Source organism: Paraburkholderia aromaticivorans (assembly GCF_002278075.1).
Taxonomy (GTDB): Bacteria; Pseudomonadota; Gammaproteobacteria; order Burkholderiales; family Burkholderiaceae; genus Paraburkholderia; species Paraburkholderia aromaticivorans.
Genome location: NZ_CP022990.1, coordinates 41,301 through 64,195 on the forward strand (window position 1 = coordinate 41,301; position 22,895 = coordinate 64,195).

The 22,895-nt window shown below is 64.3% G+C and carries 22 protein-coding genes; 5 read left to right on the plus strand and 17 right to left on the minus strand.

Annotation, left to right across the window (positions count from 1 at the left end; genetic code table 11):
- Position 1: 1 nt before the first annotated feature.
- The 4 genes from bcsA to bcsD form a co-directional block, all read right to left on the minus strand.
- Positions 2-2,206, minus strand: a complete 2,205-nt coding sequence (gene bcsA / locus CJU94_RS19980; RefSeq protein ID WP_095420473.1) for a UDP-forming cellulose synthase catalytic subunit — start codon at positions 2,204-2,206, stop codon at positions 2-4.
- Positions 2,203-2,991 (minus strand): cellulose biosynthesis protein BcsQ, encoded by a 789-nt coding sequence (gene bcsQ / locus CJU94_RS19985; RefSeq protein WP_095420474.1) that lies wholly within the window; start codon positions 2,989-2,991, stop codon positions 2,203-2,205. Before bcsQ ends, bcsA begins: the two co-directional genes overlap by 4 nt.
- Entirely contained in the window at positions 2,988-3,923 is a 936-nt protein-coding gene (bcsP, locus tag CJU94_RS19990; RefSeq protein ID WP_095420475.1) for a cellulose biosynthesis protein BcsP, read from the minus strand. The genes bcsQ and bcsP overlap by 4 nt, the downstream gene beginning before the upstream one ends.
- Before the next feature lie 211 nt (positions 3,924-4,134).
- The gene (gene bcsD, locus CJU94_RS19995; protein ID WP_095420476.1) at positions 4,135-4,590 is read right to left on the minus strand and encodes a cellulose biosynthesis protein BcsD; all 456 of its coding nucleotides are present in this window, start codon (positions 4,588-4,590) and stop codon (positions 4,135-4,137) included.
- Between the two features lie 548 nt (positions 4,591-5,138).
- Between bcsD and CJU94_RS20000 the strand changes: the two genes are divergently transcribed.
- Together CJU94_RS20000 and CJU94_RS20005 are read left to right on the plus strand one after the other, a co-directional pair.
- The gene (locus tag CJU94_RS20000) at positions 5,139-6,284 is read left to right on the plus strand and encodes a GGDEF domain-containing protein (RefSeq protein WP_095422708.1); all 1,146 of its coding nucleotides are present in this window, start codon (positions 5,139-5,141) and stop codon (positions 6,282-6,284) included.
- A gap of 117 nt (positions 6,285-6,401) precedes the next feature.
- Positions 6,402-8,735: a bifunctional diguanylate cyclase/phosphodiesterase gene (locus tag CJU94_RS20005; protein ID WP_095420477.1), complete on the plus strand. Its 2,334-nt coding sequence runs from the start codon at positions 6,402-6,404 to the stop codon at positions 8,733-8,735.
- 49 nt (positions 8,736-8,784) lie between these two features.
- Here CJU94_RS20005 and hpaI read toward each other — a convergent pair whose 3' ends face one another.
- From hpaI to CJU94_RS20040, 7 genes are read right to left on the minus strand one after another with little or no spacing between them, the layout of a single operon-like run.
- On the minus strand, positions 8,785-9,588 hold the full coding sequence (gene hpaI / locus CJU94_RS20010; RefSeq protein ID WP_095420478.1) for a 4-hydroxy-2-oxoheptanedioate aldolase: 804 nt from the start codon (positions 9,586-9,588) through the stop codon (positions 8,785-8,787).
- Between the two features lie 22 nt (positions 9,589-9,610).
- The gene (gene hpaH, locus CJU94_RS20015) at positions 9,611-10,414 is read right to left on the minus strand and encodes a 2-oxo-hept-4-ene-1,7-dioate hydratase (protein WP_095420479.1); all 804 of its coding nucleotides are present in this window, start codon (positions 10,412-10,414) and stop codon (positions 9,611-9,613) included.
- Between the two features lie 20 nt (positions 10,415-10,434).
- Positions 10,435-10,848: a 5-carboxymethyl-2-hydroxymuconate Delta-isomerase gene (locus CJU94_RS20020; protein WP_095420480.1), complete on the minus strand. Its 414-nt coding sequence runs from the start codon at positions 10,846-10,848 to the stop codon at positions 10,435-10,437.
- A gap of 21 nt (positions 10,849-10,869) precedes the next feature.
- Positions 10,870-11,733: a 3,4-dihydroxyphenylacetate 2,3-dioxygenase gene (gene hpaD / locus CJU94_RS20025; RefSeq protein WP_095420481.1), complete on the minus strand. Its 864-nt coding sequence runs from the start codon at positions 11,731-11,733 to the stop codon at positions 10,870-10,872.
- Entirely contained in the window at positions 11,733-13,190 is a 1,458-nt protein-coding gene (gene hpaE, locus CJU94_RS20030) for a 5-carboxymethyl-2-hydroxymuconate semialdehyde dehydrogenase (RefSeq protein ID WP_095420482.1), read from the minus strand. The genes hpaD and hpaE overlap by 1 nt, the downstream gene beginning before the upstream one ends.
- A gap of 25 nt (positions 13,191-13,215) precedes the next feature.
- The gene (locus tag CJU94_RS20035; protein WP_095420483.1) at positions 13,216-13,974 is read right to left on the minus strand and encodes a fumarylacetoacetate hydrolase family protein; all 759 of its coding nucleotides are present in this window, start codon (positions 13,972-13,974) and stop codon (positions 13,216-13,218) included.
- A complete protein-coding gene (locus tag CJU94_RS20040) occupies positions 13,971-14,744 on the minus strand; it encodes a fumarylacetoacetate hydrolase family protein (RefSeq protein WP_095420484.1) in 774 nt (257 codons plus the stop codon). Before CJU94_RS20040 ends, CJU94_RS20035 begins: the two co-directional genes overlap by 4 nt.
- Positions 14,745-14,924: 180 nt before the next feature.
- Between CJU94_RS20040 and hpaR the strand changes: the two genes are divergently transcribed.
- Positions 14,925-15,335: a homoprotocatechuate degradation operon regulator HpaR gene (gene hpaR / locus CJU94_RS20045; protein ID WP_095420485.1), complete on the plus strand. Its 411-nt coding sequence runs from the start codon at positions 14,925-14,927 to the stop codon at positions 15,333-15,335.
- Between the two features lie 59 nt (positions 15,336-15,394).
- Here hpaR and CJU94_RS20050 read toward each other — a convergent pair whose 3' ends face one another.
- The 3 genes from CJU94_RS20050 to CJU94_RS20060 form a co-directional block, all read right to left on the minus strand.
- Complete coding sequence (locus tag CJU94_RS20050) at positions 15,395-16,534, minus strand: DSD1 family PLP-dependent enzyme (RefSeq protein ID WP_095420486.1); 1,140 nt, start codon at positions 16,532-16,534, stop codon at positions 15,395-15,397.
- Positions 16,535-16,555: 21 nt separating this feature from the next.
- On the minus strand, positions 16,556-17,227 hold the full coding sequence (locus CJU94_RS20055; protein WP_095420487.1) for an HAD family hydrolase: 672 nt from the start codon (positions 17,225-17,227) through the stop codon (positions 16,556-16,558).
- Positions 17,228-17,303: 76 nt separating this feature from the next.
- A complete protein-coding gene (locus tag CJU94_RS20060) occupies positions 17,304-17,723 on the minus strand; it encodes a hypothetical protein (RefSeq protein WP_095417045.1) in 420 nt (139 codons plus the stop codon).
- Between CJU94_RS20060 and CJU94_RS20065 the strand changes: the two genes are divergently transcribed.
- Positions 17,722-18,969 carry an ISL3 family transposase gene (locus CJU94_RS20065; protein ID WP_095417046.1) on the plus strand — a complete coding sequence of 416 codons (1,248 nt, stop codon included), beginning with the start codon at positions 17,722-17,724 and terminating at the stop codon, positions 18,967-18,969. The two genes, CJU94_RS20060 and CJU94_RS20065, sit on opposite strands and share 2 nt — an antisense overlap.
- 116 nt (positions 18,970-19,085) lie before the next feature.
- Here the strand turns inward: CJU94_RS20065 and CJU94_RS20070 are convergent, their stop codons facing one another.
- Complete coding sequence (locus CJU94_RS20070; protein WP_095422709.1) at positions 19,086-19,991, minus strand: LysR family transcriptional regulator; 906 nt, start codon at positions 19,989-19,991, stop codon at positions 19,086-19,088.
- Between the two features lie 199 nt (positions 19,992-20,190).
- On the opposite strand from CJU94_RS20070, the gene CJU94_RS20075 reads away from it, so the two are divergent.
- Positions 20,191-21,279, plus strand: a complete 1,089-nt coding sequence (locus CJU94_RS20075; RefSeq protein ID WP_095420488.1) for a hypothetical protein — start codon at positions 20,191-20,193, stop codon at positions 21,277-21,279.
- 56 nt (positions 21,280-21,335) lie between these two features.
- On the opposite strand, the gene aroQ is transcribed toward CJU94_RS20075, so the two are convergent.
- The gene (aroQ, locus tag CJU94_RS20080; protein ID WP_095420489.1) at positions 21,336-21,773 is read right to left on the minus strand and encodes a type II 3-dehydroquinate dehydratase; all 438 of its coding nucleotides are present in this window, start codon (positions 21,771-21,773) and stop codon (positions 21,336-21,338) included.
- Positions 21,774-21,819: 46 nt separating this feature from the next.
- Positions 21,820-22,887, minus strand: a complete 1,068-nt coding sequence (locus CJU94_RS20085; RefSeq protein ID WP_095420490.1) for a Gfo/Idh/MocA family protein — start codon at positions 22,885-22,887, stop codon at positions 21,820-21,822.
- Positions 22,888-22,895 lie beyond the last annotated feature (8 nt).

Consider the following 22,895-nt stretch of genomic DNA (forward strand, 5'->3'; position numbering starts at 1 on the left):
ATCAGTCTTTGGTTTTCAGCTTCTTGACGTCCATTGGACGGCTTTTCATCGAACTGCGAAGGTCGGCATAAAGATGCTCGAACAGCCCCGCGATGCCGCGCGCGCCGACCGTCAGCACATGCGACAGACCGCGCAAAGGCGTGTCCTGCTGCCGTCCTTCCGCCCAGCCGGTCCACGCGTCGGCGCGTGCGAAGGTGGTCTTGACGAACTCGTACTCCTGCTCGCGCGTCATTGCCGAGAAGCGCAGACCCACGCGGCCCGGCGCGGTGAAGCCGACGGTCGCGGGGAACGCATATTCCTCGTCGCCGCGAAAGAGCGAGACGGTCACGCGTTCGTGCATCGGTACCTGGATCGAGGCGGGCAGCGCCACGCCGACGCCGCCTTCGGAGTAGTCGATGGTTTCGCAGGCGAGCGTGCGGCCGGTCGAGAACTTGAGCATCACGGGCATCTGCATCGCCACGCGGTGCACCGCGCGAATCTGCCGGCGCTCGCTCGCGGCGGCCACGCTCGCGCCGAGAATCAGCATGTTGTAGGTGGTCCAGCCCAGATTGAGGATCGTGGTCTGCACCACGCTGCGCACGTGCCAGTTCAAATAGATATGCACGATGCCCACGCAGAAGCCGATCAGGTTCAGCAACAGCAGGAACAGATACGGCCGCGAGATGGCCCAGTCGAAGTAGTTCTTCTCGATCTGGCCGCCCTTGGCCGTCACGTTGAATTTGCCGAGCTTCGGGTTGATCAGCGCGAGCAGGGTCGGCGCGGTGATGTACGAGGCCAGCACCGATTCGTACACTTCGGCCCAGAACGAATGGCGGAACGAGCGCTGCATGCGTGAGTTGGTGATGCTCGCGTGCATCATGTGCGGCAGCGCGTAGATGGCGATCGTGCCGGCGGCGGCTTCGATCACGTGCGCGTTGAAGAACAGATACGACAGCGGCGCGGTCAGGAACACCAGACGCGGGATGCCGTAGAAGAAGTGCATCATCGCGTTCAGATAGCACAGGCGCTGGCCGATTTTCAGCCCCTTGCCGGTGAGCGGATTATCGATCCGGAAGATCTGCGTCATGCCGCGCGCCCAGCGAATCCGCTGGCCGATGTGGCCGGAGAGGCTCTCCGTGGCAAGCCCCGCCGCTTGCGGAATCGCCAGATACGCGGTGGTGTAGCCGAGCCGGTGCAGCTTCAAGGCGGTGTGCGCGTCTTCAGTCACGGTTTCGACGGCAATGCCGCCGATCTCTTCGACCATGGTCCGCCGCAGCAATGCGCACGAACCGCAGAAGAACGTGGCGTTCCACAGATCGTTGCCGTCCTGCACGAGACCGTAGAACAGTTCGCCTTCGTTCGGCACCTTGCGGAACGTGCCGAGGTTGCGCTCGAACGGATCGGCCGAGAAGAAGTGGTGCGGCGTTTGCAGCATCGACAGCAGCTTGTCGCGCAGGAACCAGCCGAGGCCGATCTGCAGGAAGGAGCGGGTCGGAATGTGATCGCAGTCGAAGATCGCGAGGTATTCGCCGCTGGTGATCTTCAGCGCTTCGTTGATGTTGCCGGCCTTGGCGTGGCGGTTGTGCGTGCGAATGGTCCAGTTGACGCCGACCTCTTCGCAGAACGCCTTGAACTCGGGGCGGCGGCCGTCGTCGAGTACATGGATCGAGATCTTCTCGGCCGGATAGTCGAGCGCGAGCGCGGCGTAGATGGTCGGCTTCACCACCGAGAGCGGCTCGTTGTAGGTCGGAATGAAGACGTCGACGCTCGGCCAAGCGTCGCGCGAGGCGGGCAGCGGCATCGGCGTGCGCTTGAGCGGCCATGCCGTCTGAAAGTAGCCGAGCAGCAGCACGATGGTCGAATACACCTCGGCCGACACCAGCAGCAGACCCCAGGCGGCGTCGAGCGGATGTTCCCAGTACGTGGTCGCGGTCAGGCGCCAGTACATGTAGCGGCCCGAGGTCACCACCGACAGCATGATCATCACCATCGTCGCGTACCGGCCTTGCAGGCGGCGGAACATGAGGGCGGTCACGAAGCAGCAGGTGGCGAACGTCAGCTGTTCGTAGAAAGCGAGCGGCACGGTGAACACGAAGTACAGCATCGCCAGCGCGAACAGCGTAACGAGTCCGGTGACGATGCGGCTGTTCCAGAAGCGCGCGTCGACGAAGCGTTCCACCCGCGACGGCTCGGCCGGCTCCAGACCCTGCGATGGCGTCGTGCTCATGCGACGTTCCTCGGCGACACGGCGATGGCGTCGATCGCCGCCGTCAGCCACGTGCCGCACGCGCGAAAGTCGGCGGCCGCCTGGCTGAGCGGATCGTAGTGAATCAAGGTGGTGTCGCAAGCGAGCGCTTCGCTCACGCCTTCGTCCAGATGGATCACGCCCGGGAACAGCTTCGCGCCGAGCATCTGGCGCAGCACTTTGAGCACGTCTTTGGTCAGTTGGCGCGACTGGTCGATCTGGTTGATCACGTAGCCAACGCCGCCGAATTCGGCGCGCGGCGCCGCATAGGTTTCGATCAGCCGCTCCATCTGCGGAATCGCGGCGTACGACGCGGCGTCGGCGAGCACGACGTTCAGCGCGAAGGTGGCCGCGCACAAGGCCGTGCGCACATACGCGGACGAACCCGGCGGCGTGTCGATGATCACGATATCGGAGGGGTCGAGGTGCAGGCTCTGCAACGACTGCGAGAGCCAGCGCGGCTCCTGGTCGATATACGCTTCGAAGCGGCGGCGGTCGTCTTCGAGCACCGCGCCGTACGGCAGCACCGTTACACCGTCCACGCCGTCGAACATCACGGTCTGCCACGGGTCGCCCGTCAGCGTGGCGCGCGACAAACCGTCGATGCTGTCGAGCGGCACGCCGAAGTGCAGGCGCAGCGCGTTCTGCGGGTCGAGGTCGAGCGCAATCACCCGCCGGCCGCTCGCGGCCAGCACCGAAGCGAGGTTGGCGGCGAGGGTGGTCTTGCCGACCCCGCCCTTGGCGGACACCACCGCGATGACTTTCATGAGCGACGAGGGCCGTTGACCAGCCACGAGTTGGAGGGGCGGGGCGTGGCGGCGGGCGCGGTGCCGGCCGGTGCGGTGGCCGTTTGAGCGGGCGTGCCGCGCAGGCGGTCGAAGATGCTTTGCAACGGCGCCGGGCCGCCGCTGGGCGCGGCGGGTCGCGGCGGCGTGGGTCCGGGTTGCGGCGCGAAAAGCTTGCCGAGGATCGAAGCAGGTTGCGGCGGCGCGGCGGGTGCGGTGACTGCCGGCGGCGTTGACGAGATCGACGGTGCTGCCGTATAAGCGCGCACGGGCGCCGGAGCTTGCGTCCAACTGGAGGCGGCGGCCGGGACCGTTTGGGCGGCCGGCGTGCGCAAGGGAATGACGGGACGCACGGAAAGGGGGGCTGCAAAAGCGGGGGTTATAGGAGCCGCGGCCGGAGAAGCGGGGGCTGCGGGGGGTACAGATGCGAGAGCTCCAGGAACGGCAACCCCCGAAGCGGCCGGCTCGGTTCGCGCAGCCTCGGGCGCCGCCGCGTCGGCTCGCGCGGCGCCGACTGCCGCTTGCGGCGCCGCTTCATCTTTCGGTGCGAACGCGCCAAATCGCGAAGCGCCGCGCGGCGCGCCAGCCGTAGCGGCCACCGCTACGGGCGGAATGTCCCGCCGATGCGAACGCGTGAATAACGGCGCCTTGGCGCGCGTGACCGACGCTGCATCTTTTGGCGCGCTGTCTTGACGATCGACGGCTACGGGTGAGCCCGCCGCCGGCGACTGAGGCCTGGCCTCGCGACGCTGCCCGATTGCGGGAATCAACGGTTGACTCAGATCGAGCGTGACTAGTAGTGGCCAACGGGTGCGCGCCGAACGCGCCTCGTTTTCGCGGCCGATTTCCTGGTACGCGTTGGCGTCGCCGCCAAAATGATCGAAAAGTTTCTCGATGTCGCTCGATGAGCTCATAGTGCCGCCGTCTTGTTCATCACTAGCCTTGCCCCGATCCCAACTTGTGTTCGCGGCGCTAAAACACGGGTACTGTCTGACCCGCCACTTCACGCGCACCGGTCTGGCGCGTTTTCTCCACTGCGTGTGTTGCCTGGTGTTGCCTGCGCTGCTTTGCCTATTTCGTCGCGCGTCCGACGCACCCGCATGACGGCCGGCTCGCCCGTCTCGTTCAAACAGGATGACGGCCCAGACGAAACTCGATCGCGGTGTCCTCGCTATACCCGCTCGTTTGCGCTACTGATAGACCCTGCGCGCCCAACGCGCTCAACCAGGTCTGATACACGCCTTCGAGAAACGCCGGTGTCCACGCCAGCGCGTTGCCGCCGAACGCCTGCAACGGCGCGCAGTAGTGAACGATGCGCAGTGACTCGGGTTCGTCGGACAATTCGACGTAGCCCCAGTCCATGTCATGCCAGTGCAGATTCAAGGTCCGCGCGAGCTCGGCGGTGGAGTCGCAGGCGGGCAACGGATGGGCCGCCGCAAACCGGCTGCCGACGCGGTGCATCAGTTGGCGCAGTTCGTCGCGGCCGATCTGCGCTTCGAACTCGCTTGCGAGGGCGGTCAGCATGCCGCGCCACTGCGGCGAGATTTGGCGTTCCAGCAGGTAATCGAGAATTGGGACCATGTTTTCCGGGAGTCGGCCGTTGCTTCGAACCGCTTGAGCATCGGCCGCCCACGGCCGACCGCGAAGAAAAGTGTTGTCGGGAATCGTGCAGCATTACCGGCCTAGGTCACTTTTCTCGGGCTGTCTAGTCCGTTCACCACACTTCGAAGCAGTCTACTTAAGACATTAAGATTTAACCACTCTCGATTCGTCTACGTATACGCGGATTCGATTGCAACGGTTGCAGATTGACTGAGTAATTCTTGCCGCCTGAATCAGCCGCTTGCAGCGCCGGCAATGATGTCCGGTAAGATCGCGGCCGTGATGGGTGTATTGACGGCGCATTGCGTCGTTTGATTGAGCTGTTTCGTTTCGTGGTAAATGCAACGATTCGCGCTTACGCCGGCGCCGTCCGATCAACCTCGCCGTTATCCTTTCCGAATCTTTCCAGTTGCTTTCATTTCTCAGGTTTCGCCCGCGCCCGTTAAGCTTGCGCACGCGCATCTCGCCGCGCGCGCCAGGTGCGTGCGTGGCATCTCGTTACGACGCCGTTCGATTCATTCGCTGCAATGTTCAATCCACTCAGCATTCTTCTCGTCACCGTTCTATCGGGCGTCATGGCAATCGCCGTGCTCGGATCGTTGTGGCGCGCGGCGATTCCCGGCGTCGGCTATTGGGTGTCGGCCAACGCCGTGGCGATCGTCGCGCTGCTCGCTTTCGCCCTGCAAGGCCATGCGTCGCAGTGGTTGACCTTCGTGGCGTCCAACGTCCTGATGGCGGCTTCGCTGCTGCTGGTGGTGGAAGGTTGTTTGCGCTTTCTGGGGCGGCGCGCGCGGCTCTGGCCGGCCTACCTCGGGCTCGTCGCGGTGCTGCTCGGCATCTCGTACTGGACCTTCGCCGCGCCGAACTTCAACGCGCGCGTCGCGCTGGTGTCGGCGTTTCACGCGAGCCTTTATGTCGTGCTCGGCGTGGCGATGCTGCGCGGGCGTCCCGCGAACCGGCCGCGCTACAGCTATTACTTCCTCGCGGGAGCGGCCCTGCTCCTGTTCGCCGCGCATACCGCGCGCGGGCTGATGTACGGCTTTGGCTGGCTGACGCAGACCGGTCTGCTGCAGGTGTCGCCGTCCAACATCATTTTTCTCGCGCTCGGCATTCTGGCGTCGCCGTGTCTGTCGATCGGCGTGGTGATGCTGGCGCACGACCGCCTCGCGCAACGGCTCGAACGGCTCGCCAATATCGATGAGCTGACGGGCGCGCTGTCGCGCCGCGCGTTTCTGGCGGCCGGCGGCGCGCTGCTGGACGCGTCGCTGCGAAGCCGTTCGCCGCTGGCGATGGCGATCATCGACATCGACTCGTTCAAGGCCGTCAACGACCGGCACGGCCACGCCGCCGGCGACCAGGTGCTGAGCCACTTCGCCACGTTCGTCGCGCGCAACCTGCGGGCGGGCGACGTGTTCGGCCGGCTGGGCGGCGAGGAATTCGGCGTGCTGTGCCCGCTCACCACCACCGCGGAGGCGGCGGGCCTGCTCGAGCGTCTGCGGACCCGCCTCGCGGCGGCCGCGCCGGACGAGTTGCCGCGCGGGCTGCGCTACACCTTCAGCGTCGGCGTGGACCAACTGCGGCGCGACGAATCGCTCGCCCAGTTGATGGCGCGGGCCGATGGCGCGTTGTACGCCGCCAAGGCGTCAGGCCGCGACCGGGTGATGACGGCGTAGGGCAGACGGCGCGGAAACGGAAATTTCGCGGCATTTGCATGAAAGGCATAAATATTTGTCAGATGTTTGCCGATATCCATTGGCAGAGTGACCGGAACCCGGCTGATATCTATCAATATGCTTTCCACCTCACAGCAGCACCCGCCCGATTCCGGTCTACGCGATCGCTTCCACCTGCGCTCGCTCGAGCACCAGCGTCCGCTGTCCACGGCGACCATGGCGTTCACGGTGGTCGCGTTCCTGTGCTTCGTCGGGGCGCGCAACCTGGTCGACGGCCCGGCCACGCCGCTCGCGTACCGGCTCGCATGCGCGCTGCTGCTCGCCCTGCTGGTGCTGGCGATCCCGCGCGCGAACTCGACCTGGCTATTCGGCCTGATCGGCGTGGCTTACTCGCAGGTATTGGTGGCGGGCCTCGCGCTGAACATTGCCGGGGTCGCCCAGCCGCTGCTGTGGGCGCTGCCGGCGCTGGTCGTGATACCGGTCTGCGCGGCGCCGCTGTGGCTCACGCCCACGCATTTCGTCGTCGGCACCGCGCTTTTCTATGCGACGGCGTTCGCGCTCCTGTCCGGCGAGCCGCTCACGCATGACATCGGCGTCGTGGTGGGGATGTGGGTCGGGGCGATCGCCGCGCCGACCGCCGCCGTGTTTCATTTCGGCTTCTACCGGTTTCGCCGCAGCCACTTTCTGCTTGAGAGCCAACTCGCGCAACTCGCGGCGACCGACCCGCTGACCGGCCTGCAAAACCGCCGTGCGTTCGTCAAGCAGGCAGAGCGCCGGCTCGAGACCCTCACGCCGGAGACGCGGGTCAGCGCGATCTTTCTCGATATCGACAACTTCAAATCCCTGAACGACCGCTTCGGCCATGCGGTGGGCGACCACGCGCTTTATCAGGTTGCCCAGGTGCTGATGGACGAGGCTTCGGCTGACGACAGCGTGAGCCGGATCGGCGGCGAGGAATTCGCGCTGCTGCTGCGCGACGGGCTGACCGGCGCGCTTCAACTGGCCGAACGGCTGCGCGTTGCGATTGCCGCGATCGAGCGGCCGGACGGCCGGCTGACCGCGAGCTTCGGGGTCGCCGAGCATCGCGGCGGGGAAACCATCATGATGCTGCTCGATCGCGCCGACGAGGCCTTGCTGCGCGCCAAGCACTCCGGCAGAAACCGCGTGTGCGCCGAACTGCCGCTGCCGCGCGACGCGTGGCATCTGCTTGCCGGCGAGGCAGGCGCCGGGGACGCGGCGGCGGGTCAACGTCATCGATGGGAGGATTACTACCTCACCTCGCATTTCCAGCCGCTCTACAGTTTGTCGCATCAGAAGCAGGTGGGGTTCGAAGCCTTGCTGCGCGGCGAGCAGCGCGACGGCACGCTGGTGCCGCCCGCGGTGCTGTTCGCGCCGAAGCCCTCCAGCGACGAAGGCGCGCTCGACCGCGCGAGTCATACCGTGCATCTGGCCAATGCTCGCGGGTCGCTGCCCGACGGCGCGTGGCTCTTCCTCAACATTTTGCCGGCCACGTTCATCGCCGAAGGTTATGCGGATCAACTGGCGAAGATCGTGCGGGCCGTGGGTCTCGAACCCGAGCGCGTGGTTCTGGAGATTCTCGAATCGCACGGCGGCAGCGTCGACGACATGTCGCGGGCGGCGGCGTTGTACCGCGAGCACGGTTTCCTGATCGCCGTCGACGATTTCGGCGCGGGTCAGTCGAACCTCGACCGGCTGTTCAGGATTCGCCCGGACCTCGTCAAGCTCGACGGCGAACTGATTCGCGCGACGAGCCACGGCACCGAGCAGCCGATTCTGCCGAAGCTCGTGTCGTTGCTGCATCAGGCGGGGATGCTGGTGGTCGTCGAAGGCGTGGAGACCACCGAGGAGCTGATTCTCGCCGTGGAATCGAATGTCGATTTCGCGCAGGGTTATCTGCTGGGCCGGCCGGCAGCGGAGATTGCGCCGCCGGAGTCGGTGCATCGGCGCATCGACGACGCGTTCGAGGTCATCGCGCATGGTCGCGCGCATCAGCACGCGTTGTTCGAATCCGAAGTGGAGCCTTACCGGGCCGGTTTGCGGCTCGCCGCCGACGCGTTGCTGGCCGGCGTGGGCATGGAAGAGGCGTTCGCCTCGCTGGCAAGGTTCGACAGATGCGTCAGCTGTTTCATCCTCGACGACTCGGGCCGGCAGATCGGTCTGGAAGTGCCGGGGCCGGCCTGGAGCAATGACGGGGCCTCGCTGCAACCGGTGGCGAATCCGCGCGATGCGCGGTGGGATCATCGTCCGTATTTCCGCAATGCGGTGCTGTTGCCGGGCGTGGCGGTGGCGAGCAATCCTTATCTTTCGCTGGCGAGCGGCCGGCCGTGTATCGCGGTGACGCTGGCGGTGCAGTTTACCGCCGGGCGCTCGGTGATCGGGGTCGAACTGGATTGGTCGGCGCTCGGGCTGCCGTGGCCTGCGCGGGAATAGCGCCTTCTCTCACGCCGCGGGCTCCCGTGTCGCCAATCAGCGGATTCGCTCAATACCCGCCCTTGGGCGACGCCGCCATCGCTGTCGTCTTTTTATACGACGCCGCCAGATCCGCTGCGGCGCGGCTCAGCAAGCCCGTGTCGGTGCCGACCGCGACGAAGGTGGCGCCCGCTTCGAGATAGTCGGCGGCAATCGCCGAATCGGGGGCGAGCACGCCCGCCGCCTTGCCCGCGCCCCGCACGGTGCGGATGCCGTTGCGAATCGCTTCGCGCACGCTGGCGTCGCCGGGTTTGCCCAGCAGGCCCATCGACGCACTCAGATCCGCTGGTCCGAAGAACACGCCGTCGACGCCATCCACGGCTGCAATTGCCGGCAAATTCTCCAGGCCCCGCACGGTTTCCACCTGCACCAGCACGCACAATTCGTCGGCCGCCGTGTTCAGGTAATCCGGTATCCGGTTCCAGCGCGATGCGCGCGCCAACGCACTGCCTACACCGCGAATGCCTGCTGGCGGATAACGGGTGGCCGAGACCGCATCGGCGGCCTCGTCGGGTGTGTCGATCATCGGCAGAAGCAGGGTTTGGGCGCCGATGTCGAGCAATTGCTTGATCAACGCGCTGTCGCTGCGCACGGGGCGCACCACCGGGTGTGATGCATACGCGGCCACCGCCTGCAATTGGGCCAGCGTGCTGCGCACGTCGTTCGGCGCATGCTCGTTATCGACCAGCAGCCAGTCGAAACCCGCGGTGGCCAGCAGCTCGGTCACGTAAGCGTCGGCGAGCGCGGCCCACAGGCCGAATTGCGGTTCGCCTGCGGCGAGAGCGCGCTTGAAAGGGTTTTGCGGTAGGGACATGTCGTTGTCGAGTCGAATGAGCTCAGATGAAGTTCAGGCCGATGCTGCCCAGCGGGCCATAGTCGACATGAAAAGTGTCGCCCGCGCGCGCGGGGATCGGGCTGGTGAACGAACCGCTCAGGATCACGTCGCCGGCGTTGAGCGTTTCGTCGTACGGGGCGATCTTGTTGGCGAGCCACGCCACGCCGGTGGCCGGATGATTCAATACCGCGGCGGCCAGCCCGCTTTCCTCCACCGCGCCATTCTTGTAAAGCAAAGCGCCGACCCAGCGCAGATCGACGTCGAGCGGCCGCACGGGGCGGCCGCCCAGCACGATCCCCGCATTCGCCGCGAAGTCCGAGATCGTGTCGAAGACTTTGCGCGGCGCTCTGGTCTCGCGGTCGAACTGTTCGATGCGCGCGTCGATGATCTCCACGGCCGGCGTCACGTAAGCGGTCGCGTCCAGCACGTCGAACAGCGTCACGCCCGGGCCCGTTAGCGGCTTGCTCAGCACGAACGCCAGTTCCACTTCCACGCGCGGCGCGATGAAGCGGTCCACGCGGATGTCCTGGCCGTTCTCGATGAACATGCTGTCGAGCAGCGGCGCATAGTCGGGCTCGTCGATCTGCGACGAGCGCTGCATGGCGCGCGAGGTGAGGCCGATTTTGCGGCCCTTGATCACGTGGCCTTCGGCGAGCTTGAGCTTCACCCACTCGCGCTGGATCGCATAGCCGTCCTGCACGGTCATCTGCGGATAGGCGGCCGAGAAGTGCCGCAGTTGAGTCCGCGTTTTCTCGGCGTGGTCGAGTTGTGCCGCGAGCTCGCGGATAGTCTGTTCGTCTAGCATGGTGGAGTCTCGATGAGCCGCTATTCAGCCTTCAGGCGCGCGTGCAGGTTGTTGTGTTTCCACGTACCGGCTTCGCTGAATTCGTTGATCTCCAGCGACAACGCCAGGCCGTGCTGTTCGAATTGAGCGGCGAAGTGCTGTTTGATCAGCGCGAACAACGCATCGCCGGTGGCCTGTCTGGTGGCTTCGGAGCGGCCCGCGCCGATCTTCAGGTTCGCATGCAGGAAGGCGGCGTCGGCGCGTCCGTCGGCGATGCAGTACTGCTCGCAGCGCAACGCGCGCACCCGGATGCCGCCGAGCGGATAGACGCGCTGTTCGCTTTCGTTGCCAGTTTCACGCTGCGTGTCGAGGCAATGCGCGAGCGCATTGCACAGTTCTCCGATGCTTTCTTCGCCGGCAAGGTTGGCGCTGTATTCGAGTGTCAGATGCGGCACGGTGAACTCCTTGGTTGCGGCTCAGGCGGGCAGCGGCGTGACCGGAAAGATCGCGTTGATCTGCCCGGTGCCCGAACTGCCGAAGTACGGCGTGACGACTTCCACCTTGCCGTCGTAGCGATCCCAGCCGAGCGCGCCGAGCAGCATGGCCGTGTCGTGCATGCCGCCTTCGCCCCAGCATTTTTCGTTGTAGAGCGGCAGCATGTCGCAGAAGGTCTTCCAGTCGCCGGCTTCCCACAACTCGACCACCTTGCGGTCCATCTGTTCGAGAAACGGATTCCACACCTTGTGCATGAACTGCTCGGCCGTGCCGTTGTTGGCGAAGTGGTGGCTGAGCGACCCGCTCGCCAGAATCGCGACGGTGCCGTCGTAGCGCTCCTCGATCGCCTTGCGTACCGCGAGGCCGAAACGCACGCTCGTGTCGAGGTCATGCCACACGCACCAGCCTGCTACCGACACGGTCTTGAAGTGCTGATCCGCATTCATATAGCGCATCGGCACCAGCGTGCCATATTCGAGTTCGAGCGAGGTGTCGCTGTGCGCGCGGCTTTTCACGCCCATTTCGTTGGCGACTTCGGCGATCAGATTGCCGAGTTCGACATTGCCCGGATACGCGTACGGCATGTTCTTGATGAAATGCGGCAGTTCGTTGCTCGTGTAGTTACCCTGGAAATTCGCCGCGCAATTGATGTGATATTCGCTGTTCACGAGCCAATGCACGTCGAACACGACGATCGTATCCACGCCCAGTTCGCGGCAACGCCGGCCGATTTCATGATGGCCGTCGATCGCGGGCCGACGGCAGCCCTTATGCGGACCGTCGAGTTCGGACAGATACAGCGACGGGACGTGCGTCACTTTTGCCGCCAATGCGAGTTTGCCCATCAAACACCCCAGCGCGGAATGTGATGCGAGCCGAGCGACACGCAGACGTTCTTCGGTTCGAGGAACACTTCGTAACTCCACGTGCCGCCTTCGCGGCCCACGCCGGAAGCCTTGGTGCCGCCGAACGGCTGACGCAGATCACGCACGTTCTGGCTGTTGACGAAGCACATGCCGGCTTCGACCGCCGCCGCGACGCGCAGCGCGCGGCCCGAATTCTCGGTCCAGATGTAGCTCGACAAACCGTAGGAGATGTCGTTGGCGAGCTTGATTGCGTCGGCTTCGTGGTCGAATGGAATCAGGCAGGCGACCGGGCCGAAGATCTCTTCCTGCGCGATGCGCATGCGGTTGTCGACATCGACGAATACGGTGGGTTGAACGAAGTTGCCTTGGCGCAGGGCGTCGGGCAGCTCCGGCGTGTCGAGGCCGCCGCACGCGAGCGTCGCGCCTTCTTTCGGGCCGAGTTCGATATAGCTGCGCACCTTCGCCAGATGGCCCTGACTGATCATGGGGCCGACAACGGTGCTCTCGGACAGCGGGTCGCCCACGCTCAAGCGCTTCGCACGTTCGATGAAGCGCTCGGCAAAACGCGCATAAATAGAACGTTGCACGAGAATGCGCGACCCCGCCGTGCAGCGTTCGCCGTTGTTCGAGAAAATCATGAACACGGCGGCGTCGAGCGCGCGCTCGAAATCGGCGTCGTCGAAAATCACGAACGGCGACTTGCCGCCGAGTTCCATCGAAAACTTCTTCAGCCCCGCGGTTTGCACGATACGGTTGCCAGTCGCGGTCGAACCGGTGAACGACACGGCATGCACGTCCGGATGCGCGACCAGCGGTTCGCCGGTGTCCTTGCCGAAACCGTGCACCACGTTCAGCACGCCGGCCGGAATGCCCGCTTCGAGCGCGAGGTTGCCGAGCATCGAGGCTGTGAGCGGCGACAGTTCGCTCATCTTCAACACGGCGGTATTGCCGAACGCGAGACAGGGAGCGACTTTCCATGTCGCCGTCATGAACGGCACGTTCCAAGGCGAGATCAGCGCGCAGACGCCGACCGGATGAAACAGCGTGTAGTTCAGGTGCGTATCGGTCGGATACGTATGGCCGTCGACACGCGTGCACATCTCGGCGAAGTAGCTGAAGTTGTCGGCGGCGCGCGGCACGAGTTGCTTGCGCGTCTGCGAGATGGTCTGGCCGGTGTCCTTCGTTTCGGTCTCCGAGATCTGCGGCACGTTCTTCGCGATCAGCTCCCCGAGCTTGCGGACCAGCTTCGCGCGTTCCGCGGCGGGCCGGGCGGCCCATGCGGGAAACGCGTCCCTCGCGGCGCGCACGGCGGCGTCGACTTCTTCCGCGCCACCGCGGGCCACCTCGGCGAGCACCTCCTGCGTGGCCGGATTGACGGTTTCGAAGTAGTCTTTCGCGGCGCTCGACTTACCGTTGATCAAATGTTCGATTCGCATTGGTTGTCCCATGTAAAGCTGTCCATCAGGCGCGGCCGAAGTCCGCGTCGGACGCAATCGTATTGACCAGACGGCCGAGACCGTCGATTTCGCAGACCACTTCGTCGCCCGCATTGACGTTGACGATGCCTTCGGGCGTGCCGGTCAGGATCACATCGCCGGGCGCGAGGGTCATGAAGCTGCTCAGGTATTCGATCAGCGCGGGGATGTCGGTGACGAGATCGCGCGTGTTGCCGTGTTGCTGACGCGTGCCGTTCACGAACGTGCGCAGCTCCAGTTGCGTGACGTCTTCGACATCCGCGGCGTCGACGAACCAGGGGCCGAGCACCGTGCCGCCATCGCGATTCTTCACGCGCAGGTTGGGGCGGTAGTAGTTTTCCAGGTAGTCGCGAATCGCGTAGTCGTTGGCGATCATGTAGCCGGCCACATGCTGCATGGCGTTTTCGCGGGTGACGTTGCGCGCGGTTTGTCCGATCACGACCGCGAGTTCGCACTCGTAGTGCATGAAGGTGACGTCGGCGGGGCGGCGCGTCACGCCGCGATGACCTACCACCGTGCCCGGTCCCTTGAGAAACACGAGCGGTTCTTCCTGTTTATTGAACTGCAACTCTTTCGCATGCTCGGCGTAGTTCAAGCCGAGCGCGAAGAGCGTGCCGACTTCGATCGGGGCGAGCCAGACCACTTCGTCCTCACGCCGCACGCGGCCATCGGCAAGACGCACGCCGTCGGCATGCGGATAGGCTTCGTGAATCGCGCCTGCATACGCAACGCGGCCGCGCATCATGGCTGTTCTCCCGCTTGTTCTTCAGCCCCGACGAACGACACCGTGAGCGGCGGCATCGCGCCGATCGACAGTGTGGCCGTGTCGCCGATATGCGCGACAGGCGAACCATGCGGCACGCCGAGCGTGACGACATCGCCCGCGCCGAGCGTCATGAAGTCGGTTACGTCCGCGAGCAGTTGCGCCACATGGCGTACCGACGACGCGGTGCTCGCGCTGAAAGCCGCGCGTTGGTTGAGCGAAACATTGACCGGCAGATCGTCCGGTGCCGGAATATGGCGCGCCGCAACCACGGCCGGTCCGACCACGCAGAAACCGTCGCGGGCCCGAAAGCGCACCGACGGCCGGTACACGCTCGCATGCGGTACGCTGAGATCGGCGACCAGCGTATAGCCGGCAATGTAGTGCCATGCCTGTTCCGCGCTGACCCGGGTTGCAGTGCGGCCAATCACGATGCCGAGCGACGCGCCGACTTCCACGCCCAATGTATCGTCCGGCACGACGACGCGGGCGCGATGCCCGGCAAGCGTATTGCGCGGTTTCAGATAGAGCACCGGCGCTCTCGGCGGGGCTTTATACGGTGCGGCGTGCATCGCATCGCCCAGCGCCGCGAGCGCGGCGCGGTCGTTCAGCAGGGTTCCGTAGACCGCACCGCAAACCGGCGCCCGACAGGCCACGCCGCGGGCAAGCAGCGTGGCCGCGGCGCGCGCATCCACGTCACGGGGCAGCGCTTCGCCTTCGGGATGCAGCAGGTGATCGGCAAGTGCAAACATATTTGGCCTGTGTCCTGGCAAAAACACTAACATGTTAGTAGTATTGCGCTTGATATGATCCATGGTCAATAGCCTGTCGGCTGATCGCGGGTTTTCCCTTAAGTTTCGACGGCTGCTTTTTATCCATCCTCCAATATGTCCGCTTCCGCCTCGACCCGAGTTCTGCATCGCAACCTGCCCATGTTGTTGCTGCGCGCCAGAGAAAAAATGATGGAGCGATTTCGTCCATTGATTACCGCGCATGGATTGACCGAGCAGCAGTGGCGCGTGATTCGCGCGCTGAACGAGCATGGTCCGATGGAGCCGCGTCACATCTCCGATATCTGCACGATTTCGAGCCCGAGCATGGCCGGTGTGCTCGCGCGCATGGAGAGCATGGACCTGGTGACCAAGGAGCGTTTTGCCGAAGATCAGCGGCGCGTGCTGGTGTCGCTCACCGACACGAGCCTGGAACTGGTGCGCGTGATTTCGAGAGACCTCGAGGCGCATTACCGCGAGCTGGAGCGCAAGGTGGGACCGGAGATCGTCGAGCGCGTATATCGCGCGGTGGACGATCTGCTGGCCGGTCTGGAGGAGGGAGAAGAGGAGTGAGGAGAGTGGAATGAAGCAGAGGTTCAGCGTTTGACCGGCGAGCGCCGGCGCACCCGGTTTCACCAGCCCTGAAAGCGTCTCCATTCCACGCTGTCGCCGTCCGGCGCAACGGCGTGGTAGTCGGGAAACTGCGCGCCGGTGGCGCACGCGTGATTCGGCAGGATGCGCAGTTTCATGCCGATAGGGAAACGCTGCGTGATGTCTTCCTCGGCGTGTGCGGTTTCTCCGGTCGGGGAAAGAATGCCATGTTCCTGATTGGCGCCGCTTATCACGTAGCCGAGCAGCGGCGTGCCGTTCAGCAGGCACGGCTGGCCGTAGCCGAAGTCGTGTGACTGCTTTGACGTGCCGCGATCCCGGCTCATCGCCATCCAGCCCGCGTCGAGAATGGCCCAGCCCTTGTCCGCCTGATGACCGATCACGGTGGCGAGCACGCTGAGCGCGATATCGTCGAGCGCGCATACGCCGACGTTGTGCATGACGAGATCGAACAGCACGTACACACCGGCGCGCACTTCGGTGACGCCTTCAAGTTGTGTGGCGGCGAGGGCGGTCGGCGTTGAGCCGACGCTGACCGCGGGGCACGCGATCCCGGTTTCGCGCAGCCGCTGTGCCGCGCGAACGCAGCCTGCGCGCTCCTGTTCCGCCAGCGCTGCGAGCGCGTCAGGCGTATCGAGTTCGTAGCTGGAGCCGGCATGGGTCATCACGCCGCCCACCTTGACGCCGTTCTCATGCAGAATCCGGCCGACCTCCAGCAGGGTGTCCTGTTCCGGCGTGATGCCCGAGCGGTGCCCGTCGGTGTCCACCTCGATCCATACCTCGAAGGTTTCACCGTGCTGGTCGCCGAATGCGGCAATGGCGGCCGCGGCGTTCGGGTTGTCCACCACGAGCTTCAGATCGCAGCCCTGGCGGCGCAGCGCGAAGGCGCGCGGCAGCTTGGACGGCGCCATGCTGACGGCGTAAAGAATGTCGCGGACACCCGCGGCAAAGAAAGCCTCCGCTTCCTTTAACGTCGACACGGTAATGCCGCGCGCGCCGGCGGCGATCTGCGCGCGAACCACGTCGATGCATTTGGTGGTCTTCACGTGCGGCCGGAACGCGACGCCGAGCGTGTTCATATGTCCCTGCATCCGCGCGATGTTCTTCTGCATCCGGGCAATGTCGATCAATGCGGCGGGGGTTTCGATCTGGTCGAGTTTCATGCTTTTACCGTGAAAAGGGAGTCATGCAAAGTCATGCCGGTTCATGCCGAAACGCGCGAGCCACGGCACGAGCGAGTCGAGCGTCGGCGCTTCGATCTCGGGCGGCTGCGCGCCGGTGACGAGCGGCAGGCCCACCCGATTGTGCCAGTACGTCCGCAAGCCGACGGCGGCCGTGCCGAACATGTCGTAGCTGGAGCCGGCGACGAACGCGGCTTCGTGGGCGTGCACGCCGAGTTTTTGCAGTGCAATGCGATAGGGCAGCGGGTCGGGTTTGTACACGCCGGCTTCTTCGGCGGTGACGATGGCGTCCCAGCGTACCGGGAGCAGGTCGGCCGCTTGCGTGCCGAGGCGCGCGGAACAGTTGGTGACGACGGCCAGCTTGCAATGCGGTGCGAGCGTTTGCAACGCATCGACTGCGCCGCTCCAGGGAGCGAGTTTCAGCCAGTCCGCTTCGAGCGCGAGCGCGGCGGATTCGGCCAGGCCGACCTGCGCGGCGGCTTCACGCACCAGTTGTTCGTAGGCGATGTACTGGCCGCAGCCGTAGGTCAGGCGCAGATAGGCGGCGCGCCACGCGCGGCCCGCCTGCTCGGAACCGGCGGCTCGATTCCACGAGGCCCAGGAGTCGAGCAGGGCGGTCAGGAGGTCGAACAGAACCGCTTTGGGATACGCGGCAGGCACGGAAGCGAGAGTCATGATCTAACCGGCGGTGGACGGTGAGCTGATTATAAAGTTGGCTCGTCGGCGGAATCTGTGGGTGGTTTGATGCGATTCATGAGGGACAGAGGAAGCGATAGAGTTTCTTGCAGGTAGCGTCAAAGGCGTTCTGCTCGTGCTCGGAGAGGTGCCTCGAAAGCGGGCCACCGAACTCGTGGATCTCATTGAGAAGCAGTGTGCGGGCATCCATGGCGGCTAAGTCCGGATCGACGTGACGGACTTCGATGAGATGGCCACCAAGCATCCAAAGGTGATCGCGGTGGCGGTGCAACGTTTTGCGGGCATAGCCGTGGGTCAGCAGGTGTTGCAGGAAAGGTGTGAAGACCTTCACGAGCGCCTGTCCGAATGGGATGTCCTCGTCCTCGAAGCGCCATGAGGCAGGCCAGTTCTGCAAGTCCGGGACGTAGCGCTCCAGTGCGTGCGGATCTGAGGTAACAATAGCGTCTTTACTGATTCCCGCGCGCTTGCTAACCATGTTGCTGACCCGCCTGCTCAATGCCTGCCATCATTTTCCCGGCTTCGTCTATGAAAGTGCCCGACTGTGCGAGCAGTCCAAAACCATCGAGATCGACGTGCGGCCACGCAAGGGTTCGAAGCCGATCTGTTCGTGTTGCAACCGGCCTGGCAGCGGCTATGACACGCTCGCATCGCGTAGTTTCGAATTTATTCCGATCTGGGGCTTCGCGGTGATTTTGCTGTACGCCATGCGCCGCGTCGACTGCCGTGAGTGCGGCGTGAAGGTCGAGACGGTGCCGTGGGCCATCGGCAAGCACACGCTGACCAAGGCCTACATGCTGTTTCTCGCGCAGTGGGCACGCAAGCTCTCCTGGAAAGAGACAGCGCAAAGCTTTCGCACCAGTTGGGAGAAGGTTGCCCAGGCGGTGGAGTGGGTGGTCGACTGGGGGCTGGCCCATCGCGAACTCGGCACCATCCGCGCTTTGGGCGTCGATGAAATCCAGTATGGCCGAGGGCACAATTATCTCACGCTGGTCTATCAGATCGAGGCCAGCTGCGTGCGCCTGCTTTGGGTTGGCCAGGAGCGCACGAAGGAAAGCTTCGCAAAGTTCTTCGTCATGATCGGCAAACGGTTGTGCGAGCAGGTCGAGTTCGTCTGCTCGGACATGTGGCGGCCCTACATCGAGATGATCGCACTACATTGCCCCAACGCGCTGAACATCCTCGACCGCTTCCACATCGTTGCCAAAATGAACAAGGCGATCGACGAGGTTCGCGCCGAGGAAGCTCGCCGCATGACCCGCGACGGCTATGAGCCAGTCCTCAAGAAGTCCCGCTGGTGTTTGCTCAAGCGGCCAGAGAACCTTACTGACAATCAGCGACTGCGCCTGCGCGATCTGCTGCACTACAACCTGCGCAGTGTCCGCGCCTATCTTCTCAAGGAGGAGTTCCAGCAGATCTGGGATTACATCTCGCCTGTCTGGGCAGGCAAGTTCCTCGATCAGTGGTGCACCCGGGTCATGCGCTCACGCATCGAACCAATGAAGAAGTTCGCACGCACCGTGCGCGCCCATCGAGAACTGATTCTCAACTACTTTCATGCGCGCAAGCAGTTCTCCAGCGGAATCGTCGAGGGTTTGAACAACAAGGCCAAAGTCACCATGAGAAAAGCGTACGGCTTCCGGACGTTTCGAACGACGGAAATCGCGCTATATCATGCACTTGGCAATTTGCCCGAGCCGCCGACAACCCACACTTTTTACTGACGAACCATAAAGTTTGATCAGCACGGCAACGTTCAAATAGGCTAACTCATAGATTCAGGCAGACTGAATCATTCATTTATGACCGGGCGTAACCGGTCGAAACCGGGCCTCGACACTCATCGCCGCCAGGGCGGCTGCGGCCTGAACCTGCCCTGCAAATACTGCATGAAATGGCGGGTACGCGCCGGCAGGCCCGTGCGCTGATGCGTGAGCGCGATGACGTCGGCAGCCGGCGCTTTCCATTCCGGCAGCAGGCGGATGAGTTTGCCCTTCGCCAGGTCGTCGGCCACGTCCCATTCGGAGCGCAGGATCACACCGCGGCCTTCGCAGGCCCACTGGCGGATCACGTCGCCGTCGTTGCAACTCAGCCGGCTCGCGACGCGCACGCTGCGGCGCGTGCGGCCTTTGTTGAACTGCCATAGCGAGACATCTTCGTTATTCTCGCGCAGCACGATGCACGGTAGTTTGCTCAATTCTTCCGGCGAATCCGGCGCGCCCATTCGCTTGATCAAGGCGGGCGCCGCGCAGACGAAACGCGCGTTCGGCGCAATCGTGTAGCCGACCAGGTTCGACACCGGCAACTCGCCGATATGCACGACGATATCGAAGCGGTCGGCCGTCTCGGTCAACGGGCGGTCGGACAGCGTGAGCGCGATATCGACATCCGGATTCTGCTGCTGGAATCCGGCGATCGCGGGCGCGAGGTGCCGCCGCCCGAACCCGAGCGGCGCGTTGATTCGCAGCGTGCCGACGAGGCCGCCGCGGCGCATCTGCAGTTCCTCGAACAGCGCGTCGAACTGCTGGACGAGCTCGGCGCCGCGTTCGCACAGCAACGTGCCTTCCTCCGTGAATTGCAGGCGGCGCGCGGTGCGGTTCACCAGTTGCGCGCCCAGCTTCTTTTCCAGTTGCTGAAGGCGCTGGGTGACCGCGGAGGGCGATAACCCGAGCTTTCGCGCGGCGGCGATCAGACTGCCGCTTTCGCGCAGCGTCAACAGAAAGCGGATATCGGCTGAATCGTTCATGTCGGCCACGTTTGAGTCCGGAAATCTGGCAGCTTAAAGTGTTTGGATGCGCGGTTCCAGTTTGGTTGACGAATGCGCCGACGAATGCGCCGAGGTTTGCAAGGTAAAGTGACGCTTCTGTCACCCGGTCGGCAGCGCGAGCCGCTAAAGTGTGTGTTTGCGCCGATTCCCGGCTGCTTTCATTTGAAGAGAAGTCCACATGCCGTTGTCCAATGGGCCGTTGAATGGCCCGTCAAACGATGCCGCGCGGCGCAGCACCCTGAAACAGGCAGTGTTTCTGCACACGGGCTGGCGTAGTGCGGGAACGTGGGTCTGGTCGCGTCTGCGCGAACTCGACACCGTGACCGCCTTCTACGAACCGCTCAGCAATGTGCTCGCGGAGCTGAGCCTTGCCGACGTGTCCGCGTCGCGCCCCACGCTGACTTCAGGGCACCCGCCGCTGGCCGCGCCGTACTTCGAGGAATACCGGCCGTTTCTGCAGGAAGGGATTCCCGGTGTGGCCGGATACCGACGCGGTTTCAGTCTCGATCGCTTCGCCAGCCAGCCGGACGCGGAATTTGCCCCAATGCAGGCCTATTTGCGCAATCTGTGCGAGCGCACCGCCGCACAGGACAGCGTGGCGGTCTTCAAGTTCTGCCGTTCGTCGGGCCGGCTGCCGTGGCTGCGGCAAGCTTTTCCGCAAGCCATGCACGTGGGCGTGTTGCGAAATCCGGCGTCGCAATTCGCATCGGGGTGGCTGCTCAGCCGGCAATGGAGCAACCCGTTTTTCGTGGCGGCGCCGTTTCGTGTGCTGGGCTTGAATCAGGCGGATCCGTTGGTCAGGCAGGCCATCGAAATTTGCGGTGTTGGTTTGCCGCCTGCCACGGCCACTTCGGAGGATGCTTATGCAATGGCGTGCGAACACTACGCGCGCTCGGCCGAAGGCAATAACGCGTATCGCGCGTTCGTGGCGTTGTGGATTCTCTGCGCGTTGCGCATGGCGGACGGTGTCGATCTGTTGATCGACATCGACCGGCTCGGAGCCTCGCGCGACTACGCGGCGGGTTTGAGCGCCGGGTTCGCGACGCAGAGCGGTTTGTCGCCCGACTTCAGCAGCGCCCGCGATCTGGTCGACGAGACGCGTCGCGGCGCCGCACGCATGAGCGGAATCGACGGACGGGCAATGCGCGCGGTGCATTCCGCCGCGCTCAAATTTCTCAAGGCGCAAGCTGGCAGCCATGCCGCCTTTGTGGAAGTGATCCGCGAGAAGATGGTGCTGGCCAACGAATTGACCGACGCCTGGCGCTGAGCCCGCGCCGCGCGCGGCAAACGGCCCCGGGCGCGGCGCGGCGGACTCGTCGCAGCTCAGGCGGCGGCCGCGACGGCCGCGCGCAAGCCGAGCAGATAGCTGTCCGCCCCAAAGCCGCAAATCTGTCCTTTGACGATTTCCGCGAAGACGGATTGATGCCGGAACGCTTCGCGCGCATGGATGTTCGACATGTGGACTTCCACCACCGGCACCGTCAGGATCGCCAGCGCATCGCGAATGCCGTAGCTGTAGTGAGTCCATGCTCCGGCGTTGATCATGACGCCATCGGCATTGTCCGTGAAAGCCTGGTGGATGCGCTCGCACATGGCGGCTTCGCTATTGGTCTGGAAGCTCTCCACCTGGACACCCAGTTCCTTGCCCAATGCCTGCAGGCTGCTATCGATTTCGGCCAGCGTCACGGTGCCGTATTGCACGGGGTCGCGCTTGCCGAACATGTTGTGATTGATGCCATGAAGCATCACGAAGGTTTTCATGGAGCTTGCCTTGAATGACGGAGTCGGTGGTGCAGTCGGCGCGACCTCAATGGGCCGCCGCGACGGCGCGTGTCGTATCGATCACCGAGCCGGTGTTGGCGGCTTCGGCGATCGCCTCGGTAATGCGTAGATTCTGCAGGCCGTCGCTGGCGCTCACCAGCGGTTCGGCTTCCTGGCGGATGACACGCTCGAAATGGTCGAGTTGAAGCTTGAGCGGATCGTCGCGCGTCATATCCGCGACACTCGTTTCAAAGGGCTTCCACCACGAACGGTCCTCAGCTTTTCGATAGGTTTTCAGCCGCATGGTGGGCACGGCGAGCGAACCGAAGGTGCCCGCGATCACATAGCAGTCTTCATCCGGATAGGTCGGGTAAGCCTTGTTTTCCTGCGAGGTCTGCTCCCAACTGCGAGCGCTGGCCGCCGTGTCCGACAGCATGAAGCTGCCGAGCGCGCCGTTCGCGAAGCGCAGGTTGATCGCCACCGTGTCTTCGACCGGAAAACCACGCGCGGCATGTGAGGAAAACGCCTGCACGGCCACGATATCGCCGCATAGCATGCGCAGGTTGTGCATCTCGTGAATCATGTTCAGCAGAATCGGACCACCGCCCGGCTCGCGCCGCCAGGGCGCGTCGGAGAAGTACGCATCCGGCTTGAAAAAGACCGCGCTGCCCATTACCGCGACCAGTTTGCCGAGCCGCCCTTCGTCGATCAGTTGCCTTGCGCGGGCCATAATCGGACTGTGCGCGCGATGATGCCCGATCAGCAACGGCACGCCGCAGCGCTCGACTTCGCGGACCAGCGCTTCGGCGGCGTCGACGGTGGGAGCGATCGGCTTTTCGAGCAGCGTGGGCACGCCGGCCGCGAGACAGATCAACGCGTGCTCCACGTGCAACTGGTTCGGCGTGGCGAGGATCACGCCGTCAGGGCGGTTCCGTTCGAGCAGTTCGTCGAGCGTGCGGTAAAGCGGGACGCCGGCCTCGTCGGCGAGCGCCTGGGCCGCCGGCGACGGATCGACGATCGCCGACAACGTGCATGTGCCGCTCTGCTGCGCGACAGCCATGTGAGCGCGGCCGATGTAACCCGCGCCCGCCACGGCGATCCGGATCCGGTTCATGGCTCGAT

Bases quoted from the DNA above. Each gene is read 5' to 3' on its own strand.
- hpaE (WP_095420482.1), bottom strand. From the start codon at position 13,190: ATGCGAATCGAACATTTGATCAACGGTAAGTCGAGCGCCGCGAAAGAC.
- bcsD (WP_095420476.1), bottom strand. From the start codon at position 4,590: ATGGTCCCAATTCTCGATTACCTGCTGGAACGCCAAATCTCGCCGCAG.
- bcsQ (WP_095420474.1), bottom strand. From the start codon at position 2,991: ATGAAAGTCATCGCGGTGGTGTCCGCCAAGGGCGGGGTCGGCAAGACC.
- bcsA (WP_095420473.1), bottom strand. From the start codon at position 2,206: ATGAGCACGACGCCATCGCAGGGTCTGGAGCCGGCCGAGCCGTCGCGG.
- CJU94_RS20065 (WP_095417046.1), top strand. From the start codon at position 17,722: ATGTTGCTGACCCGCCTGCTCAATGCCTGCCATCATTTTCCCGGCTTC.
- CJU94_RS20040 (WP_095420484.1), bottom strand. From the start codon at position 14,744: ATGTTTGCACTTGCCGATCACCTGCTGCATCCCGAAGGCGAAGCGCTG.
- CJU94_RS20005 (WP_095420477.1), top strand. From the start codon at position 6,402: ATGCTTTCCACCTCACAGCAGCACCCGCCCGATTCCGGTCTACGCGAT.
- hpaR (WP_095420485.1), top strand. From the start codon at position 14,925: ATGTTGTTGCTGCGCGCCAGAGAAAAAATGATGGAGCGATTTCGTCCA.
- CJU94_RS20035 (WP_095420483.1), bottom strand. From the start codon at position 13,974: ATGATGCGCGGCCGCGTTGCGTATGCAGGCGCGATTCACGAAGCCTAT.
- CJU94_RS20085 (WP_095420490.1), bottom strand. From the start codon at position 22,887: ATGAACCGGATCCGGATCGCCGTGGCGGGCGCGGGTTACATCGGCCGC.
- aroQ (WP_095420489.1), bottom strand. From the start codon at position 21,773: ATGAAAACCTTCGTGATGCTTCATGGCATCAATCACAACATGTTCGGC.
- CJU94_RS20075 (WP_095420488.1), top strand. From the start codon at position 20,191: ATGCCGTTGTCCAATGGGCCGTTGAATGGCCCGTCAAACGATGCCGCG.
- CJU94_RS20060 (WP_095417045.1), bottom strand. From the start codon at position 17,723: ATGGTTAGCAAGCGCGCGGGAATCAGTAAAGACGCTATTGTTACCTCA.
- hpaD (WP_095420481.1), bottom strand. From the start codon at position 11,733: ATGGGCAAACTCGCATTGGCGGCAAAAGTGACGCACGTCCCGTCGCTG.
- hpaI (WP_095420478.1), bottom strand. From the start codon at position 9,588: ATGTCCCTACCGCAAAACCCTTTCAAGCGCGCTCTCGCCGCAGGCGAA.
- CJU94_RS20070 (WP_095422709.1), bottom strand. From the start codon at position 19,991: ATGAACGATTCAGCCGATATCCGCTTTCTGTTGACGCTGCGCGAAAGC.
- CJU94_RS20050 (WP_095420486.1), bottom strand. From the start codon at position 16,534: ATGAAACTCGACCAGATCGAAACCCCCGCCGCATTGATCGACATTGCC.
- CJU94_RS20000 (WP_095422708.1), top strand. From the start codon at position 5,139: ATGTTCAATCCACTCAGCATTCTTCTCGTCACCGTTCTATCGGGCGTC.
- CJU94_RS20055 (WP_095420487.1), bottom strand. From the start codon at position 17,227: ATGACTCTCGCTTCCGTGCCTGCCGCGTATCCCAAAGCGGTTCTGTTC.
- bcsP (WP_095420475.1), bottom strand. From the start codon at position 3,923: ATGAGCTCATCGAGCGACATCGAGAAACTTTTCGATCATTTTGGCGGC.
- hpaH (WP_095420479.1), bottom strand. From the start codon at position 10,414: ATGCTAGACGAACAGACTATCCGCGAGCTCGCGGCACAACTCGACCAC.